Source organism: Psychrobacter halodurans (assembly GCF_017498075.1).
In the GTDB taxonomy this organism is placed as follows: Bacteria; Pseudomonadota; Gammaproteobacteria; order Pseudomonadales; family Moraxellaceae; genus Psychrobacter; species Psychrobacter celer.
In genome coordinates, this window is record NZ_JAGBKN010000021.1 from 1 (window position 1) to 16,612 (window position 16,612).

Annotated in this window: 8 protein-coding genes; 2 read left to right on the forward strand and 6 right to left on the reverse strand. The window is 48.1% G+C overall.

The genetic code is table 11. The features are described 5' to 3' along the window. Positions 1-119 precede the first annotated feature (119 nt). Positions 120-731, reverse strand: a complete 612-nt coding sequence (locus J3491_RS09460) for a TetR/AcrR family transcriptional regulator (protein ID WP_207970033.1) — start codon at positions 729-731, stop codon at positions 120-122. 311 nt (positions 732-1,042) lie between these two features. Here J3491_RS09460 and J3491_RS09465 point away from each other — a divergent pair, with 311 nt between their 5' ends. Continuing rightward, positions 1,043-2,224 (forward strand): acyl-CoA dehydrogenase family protein, encoded by a 1,182-nt coding sequence (locus J3491_RS09465; protein ID WP_207970034.1) that lies wholly within the window; start codon positions 1,043-1,045, stop codon positions 2,222-2,224. A gap of 493 nt (positions 2,225-2,717) precedes the next feature. On the opposite strand, the gene J3491_RS09470 is transcribed toward J3491_RS09465, so the two are convergent. The 3 genes from J3491_RS09470 to J3491_RS12080 form a co-directional block, all read right to left on the reverse strand. Further along, positions 2,718-9,350 carry a YadA-like family protein gene (locus J3491_RS09470; RefSeq protein ID WP_207970035.1) on the reverse strand — a complete coding sequence of 2,211 codons (6,633 nt, stop codon included), beginning with the start codon at positions 9,348-9,350 and terminating at the stop codon, positions 2,718-2,720. Between the two features lie 414 nt (positions 9,351-9,764). Further along, positions 9,765-11,357 carry a sensor histidine kinase gene (locus tag J3491_RS09475; protein WP_207970036.1) on the reverse strand — a complete coding sequence of 531 codons (1,593 nt, stop codon included), beginning with the start codon at positions 11,355-11,357 and terminating at the stop codon, positions 9,765-9,767. Next, positions 11,357-12,052: a response regulator gene (locus J3491_RS12080; RefSeq protein ID WP_207970037.1), complete on the reverse strand. Its 696-nt coding sequence runs from the start codon at positions 12,050-12,052 to the stop codon at positions 11,357-11,359. Before J3491_RS12080 ends, J3491_RS09475 begins: the two co-directional genes overlap by 1 nt. A gap of 217 nt (positions 12,053-12,269) precedes the next feature. Between J3491_RS12080 and J3491_RS09485 the strand changes: the two genes are divergently transcribed. Then, positions 12,270-12,851 carry a Spy/CpxP family protein refolding chaperone gene (locus J3491_RS09485; RefSeq protein WP_207970038.1) on the forward strand — a complete coding sequence of 194 codons (582 nt, stop codon included), beginning with the start codon at positions 12,270-12,272 and terminating at the stop codon, positions 12,849-12,851. Between the two features lie 91 nt (positions 12,852-12,942). On the opposite strand, the gene J3491_RS09490 is transcribed toward J3491_RS09485, so the two are convergent. Together J3491_RS09490 and J3491_RS09495 are read right to left on the reverse strand one after the other, a co-directional pair. Then, complete coding sequence (locus J3491_RS09490; RefSeq protein ID WP_207970039.1) at positions 12,943-14,568, reverse strand: hypothetical protein; 1,626 nt, start codon at positions 14,566-14,568, stop codon at positions 12,943-12,945. 36 nt (positions 14,569-14,604) lie between these two features. Beyond that, a complete protein-coding gene (locus J3491_RS09495; RefSeq protein ID WP_207970040.1) occupies positions 14,605-16,500 on the reverse strand; it encodes a hypothetical protein in 1,896 nt (631 codons plus the stop codon). Between the last annotated feature and the right edge of the window lie 112 nt (positions 16,501-16,612).

Here is a 16,612-nt window from a genome sequence, read left to right on the forward strand (position 1 = left end):
TCTATCCTAGAATGACTAGGCTTCGAAAATTTCACTGCGTATTGTCTGAAAAATAGCCGCCGCCAGTGCCACATTTGAATGTTCAACACGCCCTATATAAAAATATCACGCACCAAGCATCAGGCTCTTGCAGGGTGATTAAGGCGCAACACCTCAATAGATACAGCAATATCTTCGGCCAAGGCATGGACAGCGGCGCAATCCACATCGCGCTGAGCAAAGGCACGCAGCCCCATTATCTCAGCTTGTAGCCGTCGTCCCAGTCTGGTTGCATCCAAATCACTGTCCAGCTCTCCTAACCGCTGTGCGGCCCGAAAGTACTCTATAAAGCGTGACTCCATATTAGCCAGCAGCATCTCTACTTTTTGTAGTGCTGCTTGCTCACGAGCACCAAGCTCAAGCAAGCTTTTGACCAACATACATGCCTGACTTGGCAATGCTTTGTCACGTACGCAGCCAAGCTGACGCACATAAGCGGCCAGCCCCAATAGCGGCGACTCATGATGGTTTAATATACGCTCAAGCTCGGCCAAACCCAGTCGAGCATAATAGTCTAAGGCTTCTTGAAACAGACCATCTTTACTACCAAACGCAGCGTAAATACTACCTGGACGCATATCGAGGGCTTTTTCGATGTCTTTTAAAGAAGTGGCATGAAAGCCTTTTTGCCAAAAAAGTCTCAATGCTCGCTCTAAGGCTTCTTGACGGTTATAAAGTGCGGTACGTGACATAGTTTTTCCATCTTAGTAACGACCATGGTATCAAGCCATCATGGTCGCTCTCAAAAATTGAATGGTTGCTCAATTTTATCTTGTCTATACAGGCGAGTCCAGTAACGTTCGTTTACTGCTCTAACTTATCCTACGCTTATTACCGTGATTACCTTCACTAAATATTCATTATATTCAAATTACCGGTTGTATAGTAGTCGACAGTTGGTTATTCTTTGAATATAGAACGTTATATGCAAATTCTAGAATAAATTACAACTTATCGGTTTTAAAAGACAACTTCGTTTTACTAATGATAAGGGTCGAAAAATATGAGCCAGATATCTTTCCCATACAGCACACCGATCAGGCCTGCTAGCGCAGCAGATGAGACATATCATTTGGCACTAGCCTACCGTGAGGAGACAGAAAACTTTAGAAAAATTGCGCCCGCTGTGATCGAGCAGCTCTCAGCCCGCCATTTATTTAGGATGGGTTTACCAAAGTCACTAGGAGGCTGGGAAGACAACCCAACCGAAACCTTAACAGTGTACGAAACCTTGGCAAGCGCAGAAGCGTCAGTGTCTTGGATCGTTTGGAACAATCATCTGGCGTGCACCTTTGGACGGTTTTTGGATAGCTCGGCCAGGCAAGAGGTCTTTAATAATCCTGAACATGTCTATGCCAATTCGGCACGTCCTGAAGGCGTCGCCGTCCAGCACGCAGAGGGCTACACCGTATCAGGTCGCTGGACGCTGGTATCTGGCTGCGAGCTGGCCGATTGGTTTGTCCTACGATGCCGAGTCACCTCTGATGAGGCGCAAACCCCACTCAGCTCTGGGGCCAATCTAAAGCTGTTTTTTATCCCAAAAGCTGACGTCGATGTGATTGATACTTGGCATGTCGGTGGACTAAGAGGTACAGGCAGCCATGATATTGTGGTCACAGAAGCCTTTGTAAAGCCTGAATATGCAATCGATTTTGATAGTCCTGTCGATACCGACAATAGATACAACCGCCTACCTATAGGGTGTATCAATGCTGCTGGCTGTGCGGCGATGGCGCTAGGCGTGCTAAAAGCTGCCACCGATGAGCTGGTTGGTCTGTGTCTTGAGAGAGTCACCGCTGGTAAAAGCCCAGATCTACGTGATCGCGCCACGGTACAAGCGGCCATCGCCAAAAGTAAGACTCTGCTGGCTGCCAGACGCCTACAGCTACACAGTAGCGTTGAGACATTATGGAATGAAGCTGTGAAAAACAATACTTTTACCGACACACAACTTGCCGATGTTTGGGCAGCGGCGTGTGAGGCGGCAAGAGCATCTAGAGATATGCTGTCTGAGATTTACGCGGTGGCTGGTACTGTCTCGCTATATAAGACCCATAGAATTGAAAGAGCGCATCGCGATATCTATGCGATTTTACAACACGGTATCGTGCAGCCGCACTGGATGAATCAAGCAGGCATGGCTTATGTTGGCCTGACGCCGACAGCACCCATGTTCCGAATTTGACGGCAGTCTGTCAGCGTTTTTGGGCTGTTTATGTGGCCAAAACAAAGCGGAATATTATCGCTTTGTATAGGGCGTGTCTTTATTTCAAAAATGGTGATAAAAATGAGATAAATTGCGGTCAAACAAGGAAAATAGCGCCGTTAATATCGAGATATTGACCAGCTATTTGACGATGGTTGGCAAAATTTGGCCATTTTTAGCCCATTTAGATAACTATCGAGTGAATTGAAGATACGCCCTAGTTGACTCTAAATAAGTCACATATAGTGAGTTCAATATAAAAACGATACAGTGAGACTGGGATAAATTTTACGCAGTACCTGTCGGCGCAGGCACAGCACGCAAGGAAAATTTATACCAGCTCCACGTTGATATATAATATCTCTGTTTTATTTAAAATCGACTGACATGATAAAAGAAGCAAGGCATCAGGTGCCTTGCTTCTTTTTTATACTTTATAAAAACAGTATTTTATAAAAACGGTCACGGCTTATTAGTCAAAGTGGAAACCTGCACCAATCGAGCCGCCTGCATTGCCTTGCGTATCTGCAGTACCACTTATCTTCATGACCCAACGACCGTCATTGGAGAGCTTAGAGAAGCCGATGGCCACTGCACTCTCGCCGTTATAAGTACCGACACCGCCGCTGATCAAAGACTTACCAGAGATATAAGCTTGCGGTAGAGAAGACATCGCCATGGCCGCTGAGATACCTGCGTTTGCATCGTCTTCGACTTCGCCGATTTTGTAGCCTAGATCGCTCATGCTGTTGTTTAGCCTGCTATCGAGTGCACTTAGCTGACCAAGGTTGACAGCATCTGTCGCTTCGACACCATCGGCGACACCTGTAATACTCTTGCCACCTGCATACAGGCCATCTGCCGTCATACTTGGGCCGTCTGTGATAGTGACACCGCCACTATTGATGGTCGTATTACCTGTACTGACACTATCTACGCTGATATTGCCATTGAGGTCAAACAAGATGCTACTGCCCTGCGCGGTGGTGGTGATGTTATTACCACCGGTAAAGCTCAGGACACTCTCATCACCGATAGGTTTGTTGATGTTATCTCCACTATCAGCGCCAAAGTTGAGACCGGTATCCAATCTATCCGTATTGCCTTGAATATTGGTCGTATTGGTGCCGATATTGGTGGTGTTGGTGGCGATATCAGCCGTATTGGCCTCAATATTGGTGGTATTGGTGGCTATACTTTCATTGATAATGGTCTCGCCTTGCTTGATCGAGGCAATCGCACCATCAATACTGCTTTGACCAGTACCGCCGATATTGGCATTGATGAAGGTGCCATCTTCAGGGTTGTAGACGGTATCCCCACCTATTAGGGTGCTGATACCTGCGCCTTGTGCATAGAGCTGGCTACCATTGATAGCATCTGAGCTACTGGCTGAGACTTCACCGCTCATGACGTTTGTGACTTTGGTGTCAGCGGCATTGATACCCGCTTTGGTCATACTTGGTCCGCCGACGATGGTCAAGCCGTCATTGCTCAGCGTACTATCGCCTGCTTGTACGCTATCGATGGCGATATCCCGATTTAGATCAAAGCTGATGTCATTGACGTCTGCTGCTCGACTTGCTAGAGGTGATATACCGTTGCCTGCAATCGTTCTTGAGATCGTGATATTGCCATCTCTACTGTTTATATCAACAGCACTGCCTTGTTTGACCATGGTAGCGCTATCGCCTTGAGCACTTAAGCCCCAGCCTTGATCCAGTGCAAAGGTGGCTGCTTCTAACTGTCCAACCGTAGCAGCGTCTGTAAAGTCGATACCAGCGGCGACATTTGTGATTCGATTAAAGCCGTTATCCAAACCATTATTAGTCAATCTAACGGTTCTATTCGGCGCATTATCGGACACAAAGGTAAAGCTATTGTTTGTCATGAGGCTACTACCCACTTGCATACTGCCTTCATCACCCAAGTTTAGCTGATTGTTTAGCCGAACCTGAACGCCTGCGGCAGATGCCAGTGTGGTGACATTACCATCACCCGTGACATTGATGGTCTCCCCTAAGGCAAACTGCTGGTCGTTGGCAACATTACCATCACCGATTTTGATGCCTTTGGCGATCTCATCATTCGTCATGGTGAGCTGCGCGAAATTGACAGCATCGCTCGGGGCAATACCTTCAGCCACCTTGATGATTCTATTATTGCCATTATCAAGGCCTTCATTACTTAACGTGATGGTCTGATTCGGTCCATCGGTGATGGTGACACCTGCATTGTTAAGCACTGTGCTCTCCATACGCACGCTGCCAGCTTTACCAAGTCTCACATCCTTATTCAGTTTGACGTTTAGATTGCCATCTTCATCAGCGACCACACCGATGTTGTTGTCCGTGAGGTCTGTCGCGCCGCCACGAATGGTCAACGTCTCACCTAACTTACGATTGACAATGACGTTGGTATCGTCTCCTGTGAAGTCAAGCCCCAGATTGACGGTGCTGTTGGTGGCATTTAACTGTCTCACATTGACCGCATCCATATCTTCTTCACCATCATCCACGTTGGTGACTCTATTGCCGCCGTTGTTTAGGCCGCTGTTGCTGAGTGTGACGGTTTGGTTACTACCACCGGTTAAGGTGACGCCACCATTGTCTAGCAAAGTGTCGCCTGTGGTGACGCTAACGAAAGAAACTTTATCTGCCGTAGCGATTTTGATACCACCATTGTCTTCTAACAGCTCAATGTTGCTTCCTGTGACAAAGTTGGCTGTGTTGTCATTTTGGTCTAGGGTTTTGACATCTTTGCCGTCGATCTGTGTTATGACGGTTTGCATGGCACTGTCAGCTTTTATTAAGCTTGCTTTGCTATCATCGCTTAGATCGACTTTATAGTCGGTGATATTGTCATCACCTTTATCACCAGCGGTAACTGTCAATGCAGTGTCATCTCCACTAGAGACACTGCTACCATTGGCATTGACAGTGTAGACATCCTGTCCGGTATCGCTGTCGATTGAGAAGTCAACACTGTCGACATTGGTACCTTTGATGACTTTGGTTCTGGCAGCAGCAGAGAAGCCTGCAAGTTGACCAAAGTTCACTGCATCTTTATCATTACTACCGTCATCGACGTTGACAATTTTTCTATTACCAGCATTAACACCGCCGCTTCTGGTAACGCTTGGGCCACCGATAATCGTTAAACCATCCATACTCAGTGCCGTACTAGGAATACCTAATGGACCATTTACCAGCACGCCCAAACCCGTGACAGCGGTACTACCTACAATACTTCCAGTTCTAACACCCAAGCGGTCAACGGTTGTCACAGGCCCTAACCCAAGTGGAGAGCTTGAACCCATCGTGACGCTACCTGTTTTGCCCAAATCAATGTTTTTTGCCAGCTTAATGCTGAGGGTATCGCTACCATTGGCAACCACGCCGATATTGTTATCTGACAAATTGGTCGCCCCGCCTTTTACTGTGAGCGTATCGCCCATTTGGCGGGTGACGGGGGTGCCAGTATCACCATCAAACTTAAGCCCTTGATTCACTACTCCAGACAGACCTTTTAATTGCGCCACGTTTACCGCGTCGCTATCATTGGTACCTGCAGCTACATTGACGATCTGACGATTGCCGCCCTCAGCTCCATTTCCTACTGAGACAGCACCATATCTTGCACCACTTTGGGTAGCTTTGATAGCGGCATCGCTACTACCGGTTGGATCATAGCCCATAGCACCACCTGCTACATTGGCCACTGACCCTGCCCCAAGTGCTACTGAACCTTCAGCGACGGCTGAAGACCCCATACCAAAGGCAGAAGAGGCATCACCGGCTGAGCTGGAACGTACACCGACAGCGGTAGATAAGTCACCCTCAGACAGTGCTTTTGCACCAATGGCTATGGAGGCGGCACCATCCGATTCTGTGTTTACCATATAAGGCGGTGTCTCAACAAGGCTACTACCTGTATAGGCTGTAAACATAGCTCCAGCATCTACTGAGGCAGCATCTAAATCATCACCACCAATGGCGATAGAAGAATTACCACTTGAGACAACGTTTGCCCCAATAGCAATAGATTGCTCGCCACTTGCCGTGGTGTGTTGACCACTCGCCCCGCTACCAATAGCAATGGTTTGACTACCGGTTGCACTGGCGTTTCGACCCATAGCCATGGCGTTTTGGCCCGTGGCGCCTAGATTGTCGTCATTGCTACCACCTGTCGAATTGACACTGTAGTATTTGGTTTTATTGGCGATAACTGTACCACTCAAATCATCAATTGCTTCGTTAGTGGCAAATAACTGACTACCGTTAATAGCATCAGTGCTAGTAGCATCCACGACACCTGGGGCGACGTTTTGGATTTGACGTTCAGCACCCACAGAGCCAACCGATACCGTTCTAGCGCCACTAGTTAAACCTGCAACTGGTTGATTGTTTATGGCAAAAGCGCCGGTATGCTGTGCTGCAGTAACGGATTGATGCCCCAAAGCGACGTTACCTGGCTGCCCTGCGATAGCAGCACGACCTAAGGCTGTGGCATTGCTGACTGCACTCGAGGCCTGACCAATAGCCGTACCGCCAATCTGAGCAGTGGACTTAGAGCCAAGCGCTACTGCGTAGTTACCAGACGTAGCGTCGTCACCTAAAGACGCAGCGTGGTTACCAGAACTTGATCTCACACCAATTGCTAAACCATTTCTGGTACTAGCCGCAGCAGTGGCACCGCGACCAATTGCAATACTGTCCTCGCCGTTAATTACAGCACCTTCACCCAGAGCGATTGAATACTTGTCACTGGCGTTGATTGTGACGTTATTACCTAATACGAAGGAATTGTCGGCATCGATAGTATTGTTATTACCCACCGCATAACTACCTGTACCGCTAATATTATTAGGGTCACCAAAGGCACCTGAGTTGTCGCCATTGACGATGTTACCTGTACCGATTGCGATACTATTGACACCGCTCGCTTTTGCTCCATCACCGATAGCCACACTAGACTTACCCTCAGCTTTGGCTTTCATACCCTGTGCGATTGAGTTTTCGCCGAACGCTTTTGAATCTCGACCCTGTGCGATCGCACCGGACTTAGTTGCCTCAGAAAAATAGCCCTGCGCCGAGCTGTAGTTACCTGTCGCTTCAGCGTGAGTACCTTGCGCAATGGACTGACTTCCAGTCGCTTTAGCATTTCTGCCTTGTGCGATTGATTGGTTTCCGGTTGCCTGTGCATTATCCCCTAGTGCGATGTTACTTTCCTTGGTTGCTAGAGACTTATTACCGATAGCCACACTAGACTCACCACTGGCAGTAGTACTATACCCCACGGCTACAGTATTCTTTTCAAGTGCTTTAGCCTCGCGTCCTAAAGCTGTACTATACACATCAGTCGAGACAGACTGACTTCCTATCGCTGTTGACCCTTTTTTGGTTGCTGCTGCCGCATCTCCTATTGCAATCGCAGCATAACCCGCGTTAGCAGCATATCCTATCGCGGTGGAATGTTTTTGATGTGCATTAGCTTGATAACCTAAAGCAATTGCGTTTCTATCTTTAGCTTGTGCTTGGTAACCAATCGCAGTGCTCCGCGTACCCTCAGCATTAGACTTTGTTCCCAACGCTGTCGCATTTTCACCTGTCGCTGACGCATCAATTCCAGCTGCCATTGCATCAGCACCAGTCGCACCGTCATTATTGTAATTGCCACGAGTTGAATCTGTACTACTGACACTATAGAAATGTGTCTTGTTGGCTGCAACTGTAGTAGTTAAGTCTTTAACAGATTCATTGGTGGCATGCAACTGACTACCATTAATACCATCTGTACTGGTTGCACTCACCTCCCCGCTAGCGACATGCTTGATTTGACGCTCACGCTCTTCTGAGCCAACAGAGACCTGTGCTCCTTTATCATTGGTCGCACCAGCATAAAAATAATCTTTATTACCAATAGTAAGTTTCTCTTGGTAAGTGGCATCATTAAGCGTGGTGGATCCTGCACCTAAAGCAACCGAACCATCTTTACTTGCTGATGACCCCATACCAAAGGCTGAAGAGGCAACACCATCTGAGGAGGACTGTACACCAACAGCAGTAGATAAGTGACCTTTAGACAGCGCTTTTGACCCAATGGCGATGGAAGCAGCGCCACTGGCCTCAGTGTTTCTAGCATAATACGCAGGCTCTACAAGGTCGCGGCCAGTGTAAGTCTTAAATACCGTATTCACACTGCCAGTGTTGGCACCAATATTTGAGCTGCCATCCAAGTTGGTTTCAGAGGCGGCGTTTAGATCATCGCCACCGATGGCGATAGCAGAGCCTCCTGTGGTCACCACGTTTGCGCCAATGGCGATAGACTGCTCACCACCAGCGCTGGTAGGCTTGCCATTAGCCACACTACCGATAGCGATACTTTGACTACCAGCCGCACTGGCGTTTCGACCCATGGCCATAGCGTTTTCGCCAGTAGCCCCTAGATTGTCATCATTACTACCACCTGTGGAGTTGACGCTGTAGTATTTGGTTTTGTTGGCTGCAATTGCATGGTTTAAATCGCCGATGTTGGCAGCGTTGTTATCGTCACCGACACCGCTTGCTACATTGGTGATCTGATTACCACCATTATTTAGTCCACTATTGCTTAAGGTGACATTGTTGATAGGATTGATTGCTTTGATGGTCATCCCTGAGCTATCCACCAAGGTGTCACCCATTTTTAGGCTACCATCTACGCCTAGGTTGACCGTTTTATCCAGCTTTACGGTCAGTGTTTTGCTGTTTTTATTGGCAGTTACATTGATGTTTTTGCTACTTGGATCGCCAGCTACCGTCTCACCCCCTTTGATTGTCACTGTATGATGGAGCCATTCATTGGTGTAAATTTTAGGCGTAGGATCGTCACCTGCAAAGTAAAGACCAAGCGCACTGGCTGGCATCGCAAAACCAGCAGCCAGCAGCCCGAGCCCTATAGCGCTCACATGCCATTTTTTGACAGAAGTGGTAGCGGTGGTATTAATACGAGCATTGGCACTGACGCTAGATTTAGAGGACTTGCCACGTGCTTTGGCATATTCACCAACGGCGACAAAACAATTTAAAGCTTCATTCCATATGACTTTATAGATGCGGTTCATGATGCGTACTCCCTTACATAATTATTAGAGGCCAACTCATAGTCGGTATGTAGAGAGCGAATACGACAAAATGACACGGCGGTAAGCTTTAATGAGACTTTTTGCGCAAATGTAACCATTCTTAGCGTTTAAAAACCTAAAAGTTTCATCGTGTAAGACTATGTACACTCTCTATATATTCATAATATCGAATATATAGAGAGTGTACATGTCACTCTTCGGCTATTTACTACCGCTTATCGGAATATATTCATATAAATGAATATATTCTTTTCATTATCTCTTATTTATATTAAATTACCTCCATTTTTCACAAATTTTCGTTCGTTGTTCTGATACCAAGCACACCTTTTCGCAGGTATTCGTTACTTATTAAAAAGGTGCGGCAACCATGTAGATCATTAATGAGACACTTTATATTTCAATAGGTAACACAATCTGCACTATCAGCCCTTGGACACCATCAAGACGATTATAAACGTCAATTTGGCCTTTATGTGCCAGCACCACGGCATGAACGATTGCCAGCCCTAGCCCATAGCCGCCAGTGTCTCGGTGACGCGCCGAGTCTAGCCGTACAAAGGGCTGAAAAATACGCTGCAAGTCTTGCTCTGCAACACCGCCGCCCTCGTCTATGATGCGGATTTGAATGGCAGGTCTTTTGCCATCTATCTCTGCTGATTTAATCTCAGCCATAACCGTTGAATCAGCTGCTGTGTGCATAAAAGCATTACGAATGACGTTTTCAAGCGCACTATGTAACTGTTCTTGGTTGCCCTTTACCGTCGACTTTAGGGTTGGTGGCTGCCAGTGCCAATGGACGTTTTTGTGCTGAAATTCAAAACAAACATCTTGTCCAATCTCACTGATAATCTCAGAAACATCAACCCAGTCATTTTCTACGTTATCAATGGTGTATTGCTGCATCTGTAGCGACTGGATATGAATGATTTGTTCGATCAGCTCATTCATTCGCGCAGACTCTTTGTCGATACGGTCGAGGTAGCGATTGGCATTGGGGGCAAAATCCCGCGTCAGCTCGGTCGCCACATCAAGACGCGCTAAGGGCGAGCGCAGCTCATGCGAGATATCACTAAGCATCTGCTTGCGCGCCAGCTCACTCTCAGCCAGCCGCCTTGATAGCTTTGCCACGTCTTTTGCCAATAGACCCAGTTCATCATCGCCCATTTTTGCCAGCTGAGTATCCGCCTGATAATCACCAGCAATCATGCGATGCACCGCATGTTGGACGCGGCGCATACGCTGGGTCAATGTCCGGCTAAGCCAAACACAGACCAAGACACTAAAGAAGAGAATTAGCAGCAAACGTACCGAAAAATTATTCCGCTGTAGCGCGACGACATCGGCAAAACGCAGGTGCGGACGCAGCTGTATAATGACAGATTGACCATCTGACAGCGCGATGGTCTTGTCCGCCAGCTCAGGGCGCATCTCGGGGTCTGCTATCGTGCGCTGAGCCATCATCGATTGCCAATAAGGATTGCGAGTGTTGTTTGACATACTGGCAGTATCGTCAGAGCGGTGATGATCTAGGGCGGGTGCGGCGGCTACATTTGGCATGGCAGGCATTGATGGCATGGACGACATCGGATGTATAGACTGATGCATGGATTGGTGCATGGGCGCACGCGGCATGACTTGCCTGCCGTCTTGACGATCCGCTTGGTCTCGATAACGCGGAAAGATAATAGCGCCTTGCTCGTTATAGACTCTGATTTGACTCATCAGCCGCCGATCCTCACGGTACATCTGCCTGACTGATGCAAAATCGCCCGCTTGCAACGCAGTAGCCATTTCCTGACGTTTAATCAACAACTGCTCAATCTGCGCCTCCATACGCACGGTCAGCGCTTTTTCGACCAGTATCCGTTCTACCACGATGGACAAAATAGAGGTGAGTAAGATCGTCAATAATAGACTCAAAAACAGCCGCCAAAACAGCGTGATTCTGGGTCGAAAGGTAGAAGTATTTGCGGAATATGTCATTACAGTACCAGCTGATAGCCTTTCCCACGAATCGCTTTGATCGGCTCATCATGAAAAGGCTGGAGTTTTTTGCGCAGACGCGAGACATGCACATCAAGGCTGCGGTCGAAGGGCTGTAGCTCACGCTGCAACACATGCTCTGATAGCCATGCTTTACTCACCACCTCGCCTTTTTGCTTGAGCAAGGCGAGCAACAAGTCAAACTCGGTGCCTGTCACTTGTAGCTCTGTCCCGTCTATTTGACAGAGTCGCTGGTTTTGATCCAAATGTAAGCGGCTCTCAGGTAGCGGCATGTGCTCTAACGTACTATCAGAAGCACTAAGACGGGTGCGTTTTATCACCGCATTGATACGTGCCAACAGCTCACGCGGATTGCAAGGTTTGGTAATATAGTCATCCGCGCCAAGCTCAAGCCCAATGATACGATCAATCTCCTCGCCTTTTGCCGTCAGCATAATGACCGGAATATCACTGATGGTCGGCAGTTGCCGCAGCACACTGAGCCCATCGATTTTGGGCATCATGATATCGAGTACTAGCAAATCATAAGTGCTGGCAGGGCTGGTGTTTTTGAGCCTTTGCACGACCGCTTCACCATCGTGCACGCAGTCACAATCGATACCATGATTTTGCAAGTATTCTTGTAATAACTGGGTCAACTCTTCGTCATCATCGCCGAGTAGTATGTTTGGCACTGCTGTCTCCTTAAGCCTAAGATCGCTTTGTTGCCTGTATTATCAGGCATGGGCTTATCATAACGCCATAAACGTTACCTTTCTTAATACTTCATAAAGTATCGCAACCTTTAACTGTCGTAAGATAGCACCTATCAATAACTTGTCGCACTTATCGCCACACTGGCAAGATAAGGTATTTATTGTTTATTTACTCAAATTATAAAAGGATCGTATGATGAAAAAACTACTCATGGGCACAGTATTGGCCGCCTCTAGCGTATTTGCTGTCACCGCCTGCACCAGTGTCAATGCAACGACTGACACCGTACCTGCCACCAGCAAGATGCAAAAGCATCATCAAGACGGTATGAAAGAAGGTATGCACAAAGGCGGCATGCATAAAGGCGATATGAAAGGCGGCATGCGAGGCCCACTGTCACAGCTAGATTTGAGTGCCACGCAGCAAGCACAAATCAAAGCCATCATGGAGGCCAAACACGGCGACCGTAAAGCTGAGCGCGAGCAACACAAAGCAGAACGGGCACAAATGCATCAACAAATGCAGGCATTGACCACTGCCAACACGTTGAACACGGCCGCGCTTAACCGCCTAGCGGATCAGCAAGCGGCTAAAGTCAAACAGCGTTTTATTGAGCATGCTCAGACCCAGCACGCCATCGCGCAAGTGCTGACGCCAGAACAACGCGCCAAACTTGCCAAACTGCAAAACGAGAGAATGGCAAAAATGACAAAAGGTCAGCATGGCTCTGCGCGCGGTGAGATACATGGCCAACCGCATCAGCATCAAGGCATGTAGTAGTTATTATTGCCCGCTACACCCCTCAAAAAAAGCGCATCGTGATAACGGTGCGCTTTTTTTTATGATCCTGATGATAGCTCAATACTTTTTAATCAATACCGCCCAAACGCTCTTGCGCCAGCGGTAGCGCCTTAAATATCATCTTGCCTATCGCCGTGCCATTACCATCGCGATAGTACTGCATCAGCTCACGACCATACTCGCGCGCATCAACACTATTGCGCGAATTTGGTACTTGCACATCGCTTGGTAAGTTGGGAAATGCAGTGTCTTTTGGGCGAATAGCAGAATACCGCTGCATGACATCCATCACGACGCCTTTATACTTATTATTCTCGCTAGGAAACTCACGCCGCAGATGCTGCCAGATGAGACGGCCACGTTTATCAACGCCGTATAGCGTTTGCACGTTTGTCGTCTCTGAGCCGGTATCTACTGCACGGCTGGCGACCGTATCATCATCAGCGGCGTCTATACTGCTTTTGATTATTGTCAATACTTGCTGTACCAAGGCCTTACTGGTAAAAACGTCAGGCGCTATATCAGAAGCACTGTCAGCACCATTAGCACTGTCATTGACAAGCTCTGGATACTGCTGGCTTATCCGCTCATAAAAATCACGCATATAATCTTGATATGACTGCTCATGACTGGCCACGCTTTGAGTACGGCGGATCACTTGCTCACTTGCCAGCATTGCGGGTAGCTGGTGCGCTGGCAGCTTAGGAGATAGCGTGGTCAAAGATGTGGGCGCAACGTACTCAAACTGACTTGCTGGCGCTGCGGCAAATGCGGCATCTAACGCGGCAAAATGATGGGTGATCACTGCTTTGCCAAAGCCTTTGGGCAACGTGCCATCGTCCAGCGTGATTTTGAGCCATTTGTTTTGCCATATCGTGCCAAGTTTGTCGTCCAATAACTTTGAGTTAATCATCGCAAAATTGTCCGCCCATAGATAAATATCACCGTTTTTAAAATCGATATAGACTGGTTGATTGAGGCTGCTTTGATGATTACGCGCTTGGTATTGGACACTGGCAAGCATGGTCGCTTTGCCCGCCATCGGCTGATACACGCCTTGGGCGTTGATAGACAACGGTTTTAGTAGATAGGCATCGAGTAGCTTTGCTTTTTTCATACCCTGCGCGGTTGGCTGCGCGTCATAATTATCAAACAACTTTTGGTAATCAGCAGGCACTCTTACCTCACTGTCGTATTGGCTGTCTTGCCATGCTTGATAGGCATCCGTACAGGCTAGATAGGATTGTTTGATGGTCGCACGCTGAGCGTCATATTTTGTCGCCGATATATCTTGCTTTTGCCCTTTTGCCTGCGCCAATAATGCCGCATAGGCCTCGTCATGCGTATCCTCGCAGTATTGATAGATATCATCAGTGGTGACTGGGTTTTTAGCACCATTGTTGGTAGTGCTTTGAGCCGTTATACCGTCAAACTGCTGCTTATTACTAATCTCAAGGTTGCTATGATAACGGAAGGACTGGCGACGCTGCGCTTGTAGCGCGCTTGCGACGGCGGTTTTGGCAGATGCTGAGGTTTGGTTAGTCGTCATGGCATTAGACTGTCCAAGGCTGGTCGATTGACACCCTGTCAATAACGCCGCGCCTGCGACAAGCGCACTGGCAAATACCGCATGACCATTGATAGTAGATGCAAGTGGCAGGCGGCTGGTATGGGTTTGCTGGGGTTTTTTCATTTTTTATCCTTAATAGGGAGAGTTAACAAGACAGACCTACTGATCCGCTAGCTTGTTATCGATGCCATACTTGGCCGCATCGTCATACAATGCCTCATCGCTGTCGTTCCAGTCCTCACTATTACCACTGTGATAAACGCCACCCTCTTCATCAGTATTATCAGCATCATAACGATCTTCATCATTATACTCATAGTCATAGCGTGCATAACGAGCGCTTTGCAGTCTGTCTTTTTGTTGGCGTATCTTCGCAAGCCACGCGTTGCCGTCGATGGCAGGCTTGGCATTTGCCCCAAAAGACTCGGCCAATAAAGGTGTGAGCGCATGGTCGTTAAAGCTGGCTTTATCATAACGCACTTGGTTGAGTACGCTGGTGGTCGCACCCATCAAATCGCTACCGACATTTAGCCGTTGCTGCTTGGCCAGTAGCTGATTTGCGCGATCCAAATAGTAGTAGTTTGTTTGATTAAAGGAGATGGGACCGATCGCTTCAATCAGCTGTAGCAGTGCGCCGACATCCGCGCTTTGATAGCCTTTATGGTATAGCTGCGCCTTAGCGAGTGCAGCTTTTAGCATCGCTCCACCAGGATACTGTGACGGATTGACATCGACATGCGCTTGTAGTGACTGGGTCATATATTTTAGGATTTTGCCGACCAACTCACCGCCTTGTTTACTGCCGATATATAGCTTGACGGCATGGCTGGCTCCCACTTCTTTGGCAAATGCGTCATCACGTATATCAACGGCGCTGAAATACTCTGGCGCCAGCTCCGCCATACTCTTATGTATCGCAGCAAGCGCAGCATCGTATACTACCGTAGGCGGCAGCTGCTCGGTGATGCCCTTAGGCAGACCAAAACTGACCGTACGAGAGGCCATCTCCTGAGGCAGCGGGGTATTTTCAGGACTGGCCAGCGCCACAATCGGCATGATGGCCGATGGGTCTACCGTGATACGACTGTCATGAAAATCCAGTGCGAGCGGTATCTGTATGGACGAGCTAAGCGTTGGGCTGACATAGTCATAACTATAGACGCTGTGTAGCTGGCGCTGTTTGGGCCTGAATTGGCTGACGCTATTAAATGTCAAATGCTGATATTGGTAAGCGTTGGTCGCAGCGATTTGTTCAGGTGTGCGATGCAACATAGCAAGCATCTGACCGATGACGCCGGTAGTTGGCATCGGTTTGTCATCGCTCGCCACTGGCTGCTGCTTGGCGGCTTGCATGGCTTCATAGCTCTTTAATAATGCCTTGGGTTTGACGTCTGGCACGCCCGGCATCAACCCATCGTCTTTAGTATTGGCGCTATACTCATCATCAGCAAACGCTTCATCTGCATCGTCAGCAAAACTCCTGTCAGCAAACTCACTATTGTAATCACCCGCCTCGTCGTCTATCGCTTGCTCTGTTTGATACGCATAAGTTTCGATGATGGTTTTTAGCAGACTGCTCGCGCCAGCATCGATACTGTCTGGATCGATAAAGGGTGCCATATGATAATTGGCCTGCGCGACGGCCACGTGCTCACTAGCGAGATGCTGACGAATGGCAGCAAGCAAACGTGTCTTTGCCTGAGTCTCCGTATTGGGATAGCTCTGCTGGTCAAACAGTTGCTCATAGCGCGCAGAGTTGGCTTGTAAATGGTCAGTAAAGACGCGGCTCTGTGCTTGGTTTACCGCCCTGTCTGCAACCTCAAAGTCGATGAGCGCATCTGATACCGCGCCTGAGGAGACGCCAGCGCTTGTCTGACAGCCCATCAATACCAATGACGTACCACCAAGCAGCAGCGCACAACCGGTCGCCGTCAGTGTACGTGATAAATATCGATGTTTGTTTTTATGATAAATCGCCGCTGGCGCAGTTGCCTCATGCAGCTGAGACCTACAGCCAGACTGTCGACTGCGATGGTTGCTATGAGTAGATGACATAAAGGTGCCTTTATTTAATGGGTCAAATAAGGATAAACGCGTATGATATTTATAACACAAAGCGTTACAATTTAGTAATATTAGCGTGCGTCTCTAGGCAAAAGTCTGTATT

Bases quoted from the DNA above. Each gene is read 5' to 3' on its own strand.
- J3491_RS09475 (WP_207970036.1), bottom strand. From the start codon at position 11,357: ATGACATATTCCGCAAATACTTCTACCTTTCGACCCAGAATCACGCTG.
- J3491_RS09470 (WP_207970035.1), bottom strand. From the start codon at position 9,350: ATGAACCGCATCTATAAAGTCATATGGAATGAAGCTTTAAATTGTTTT.
- J3491_RS09460 (WP_207970033.1), bottom strand. From the start codon at position 731: ATGTCACGTACCGCACTTTATAACCGTCAAGAAGCCTTAGAGCGAGCA.
- J3491_RS09485 (WP_207970038.1), top strand. From the start codon at position 12,270: ATGAAAAAACTACTCATGGGCACAGTATTGGCCGCCTCTAGCGTATTT.
- J3491_RS09490 (WP_207970039.1), bottom strand. From the start codon at position 14,568: ATGAAAAAACCCCAGCAAACCCATACCAGCCGCCTGCCACTTGCATCT.
- J3491_RS09495 (WP_207970040.1), bottom strand. From the start codon at position 16,500: ATGTCATCTACTCATAGCAACCATCGCAGTCGACAGTCTGGCTGTAGG.
- J3491_RS09465 (WP_207970034.1), top strand. From the start codon at position 1,043: ATGAGCCAGATATCTTTCCCATACAGCACACCGATCAGGCCTGCTAGC.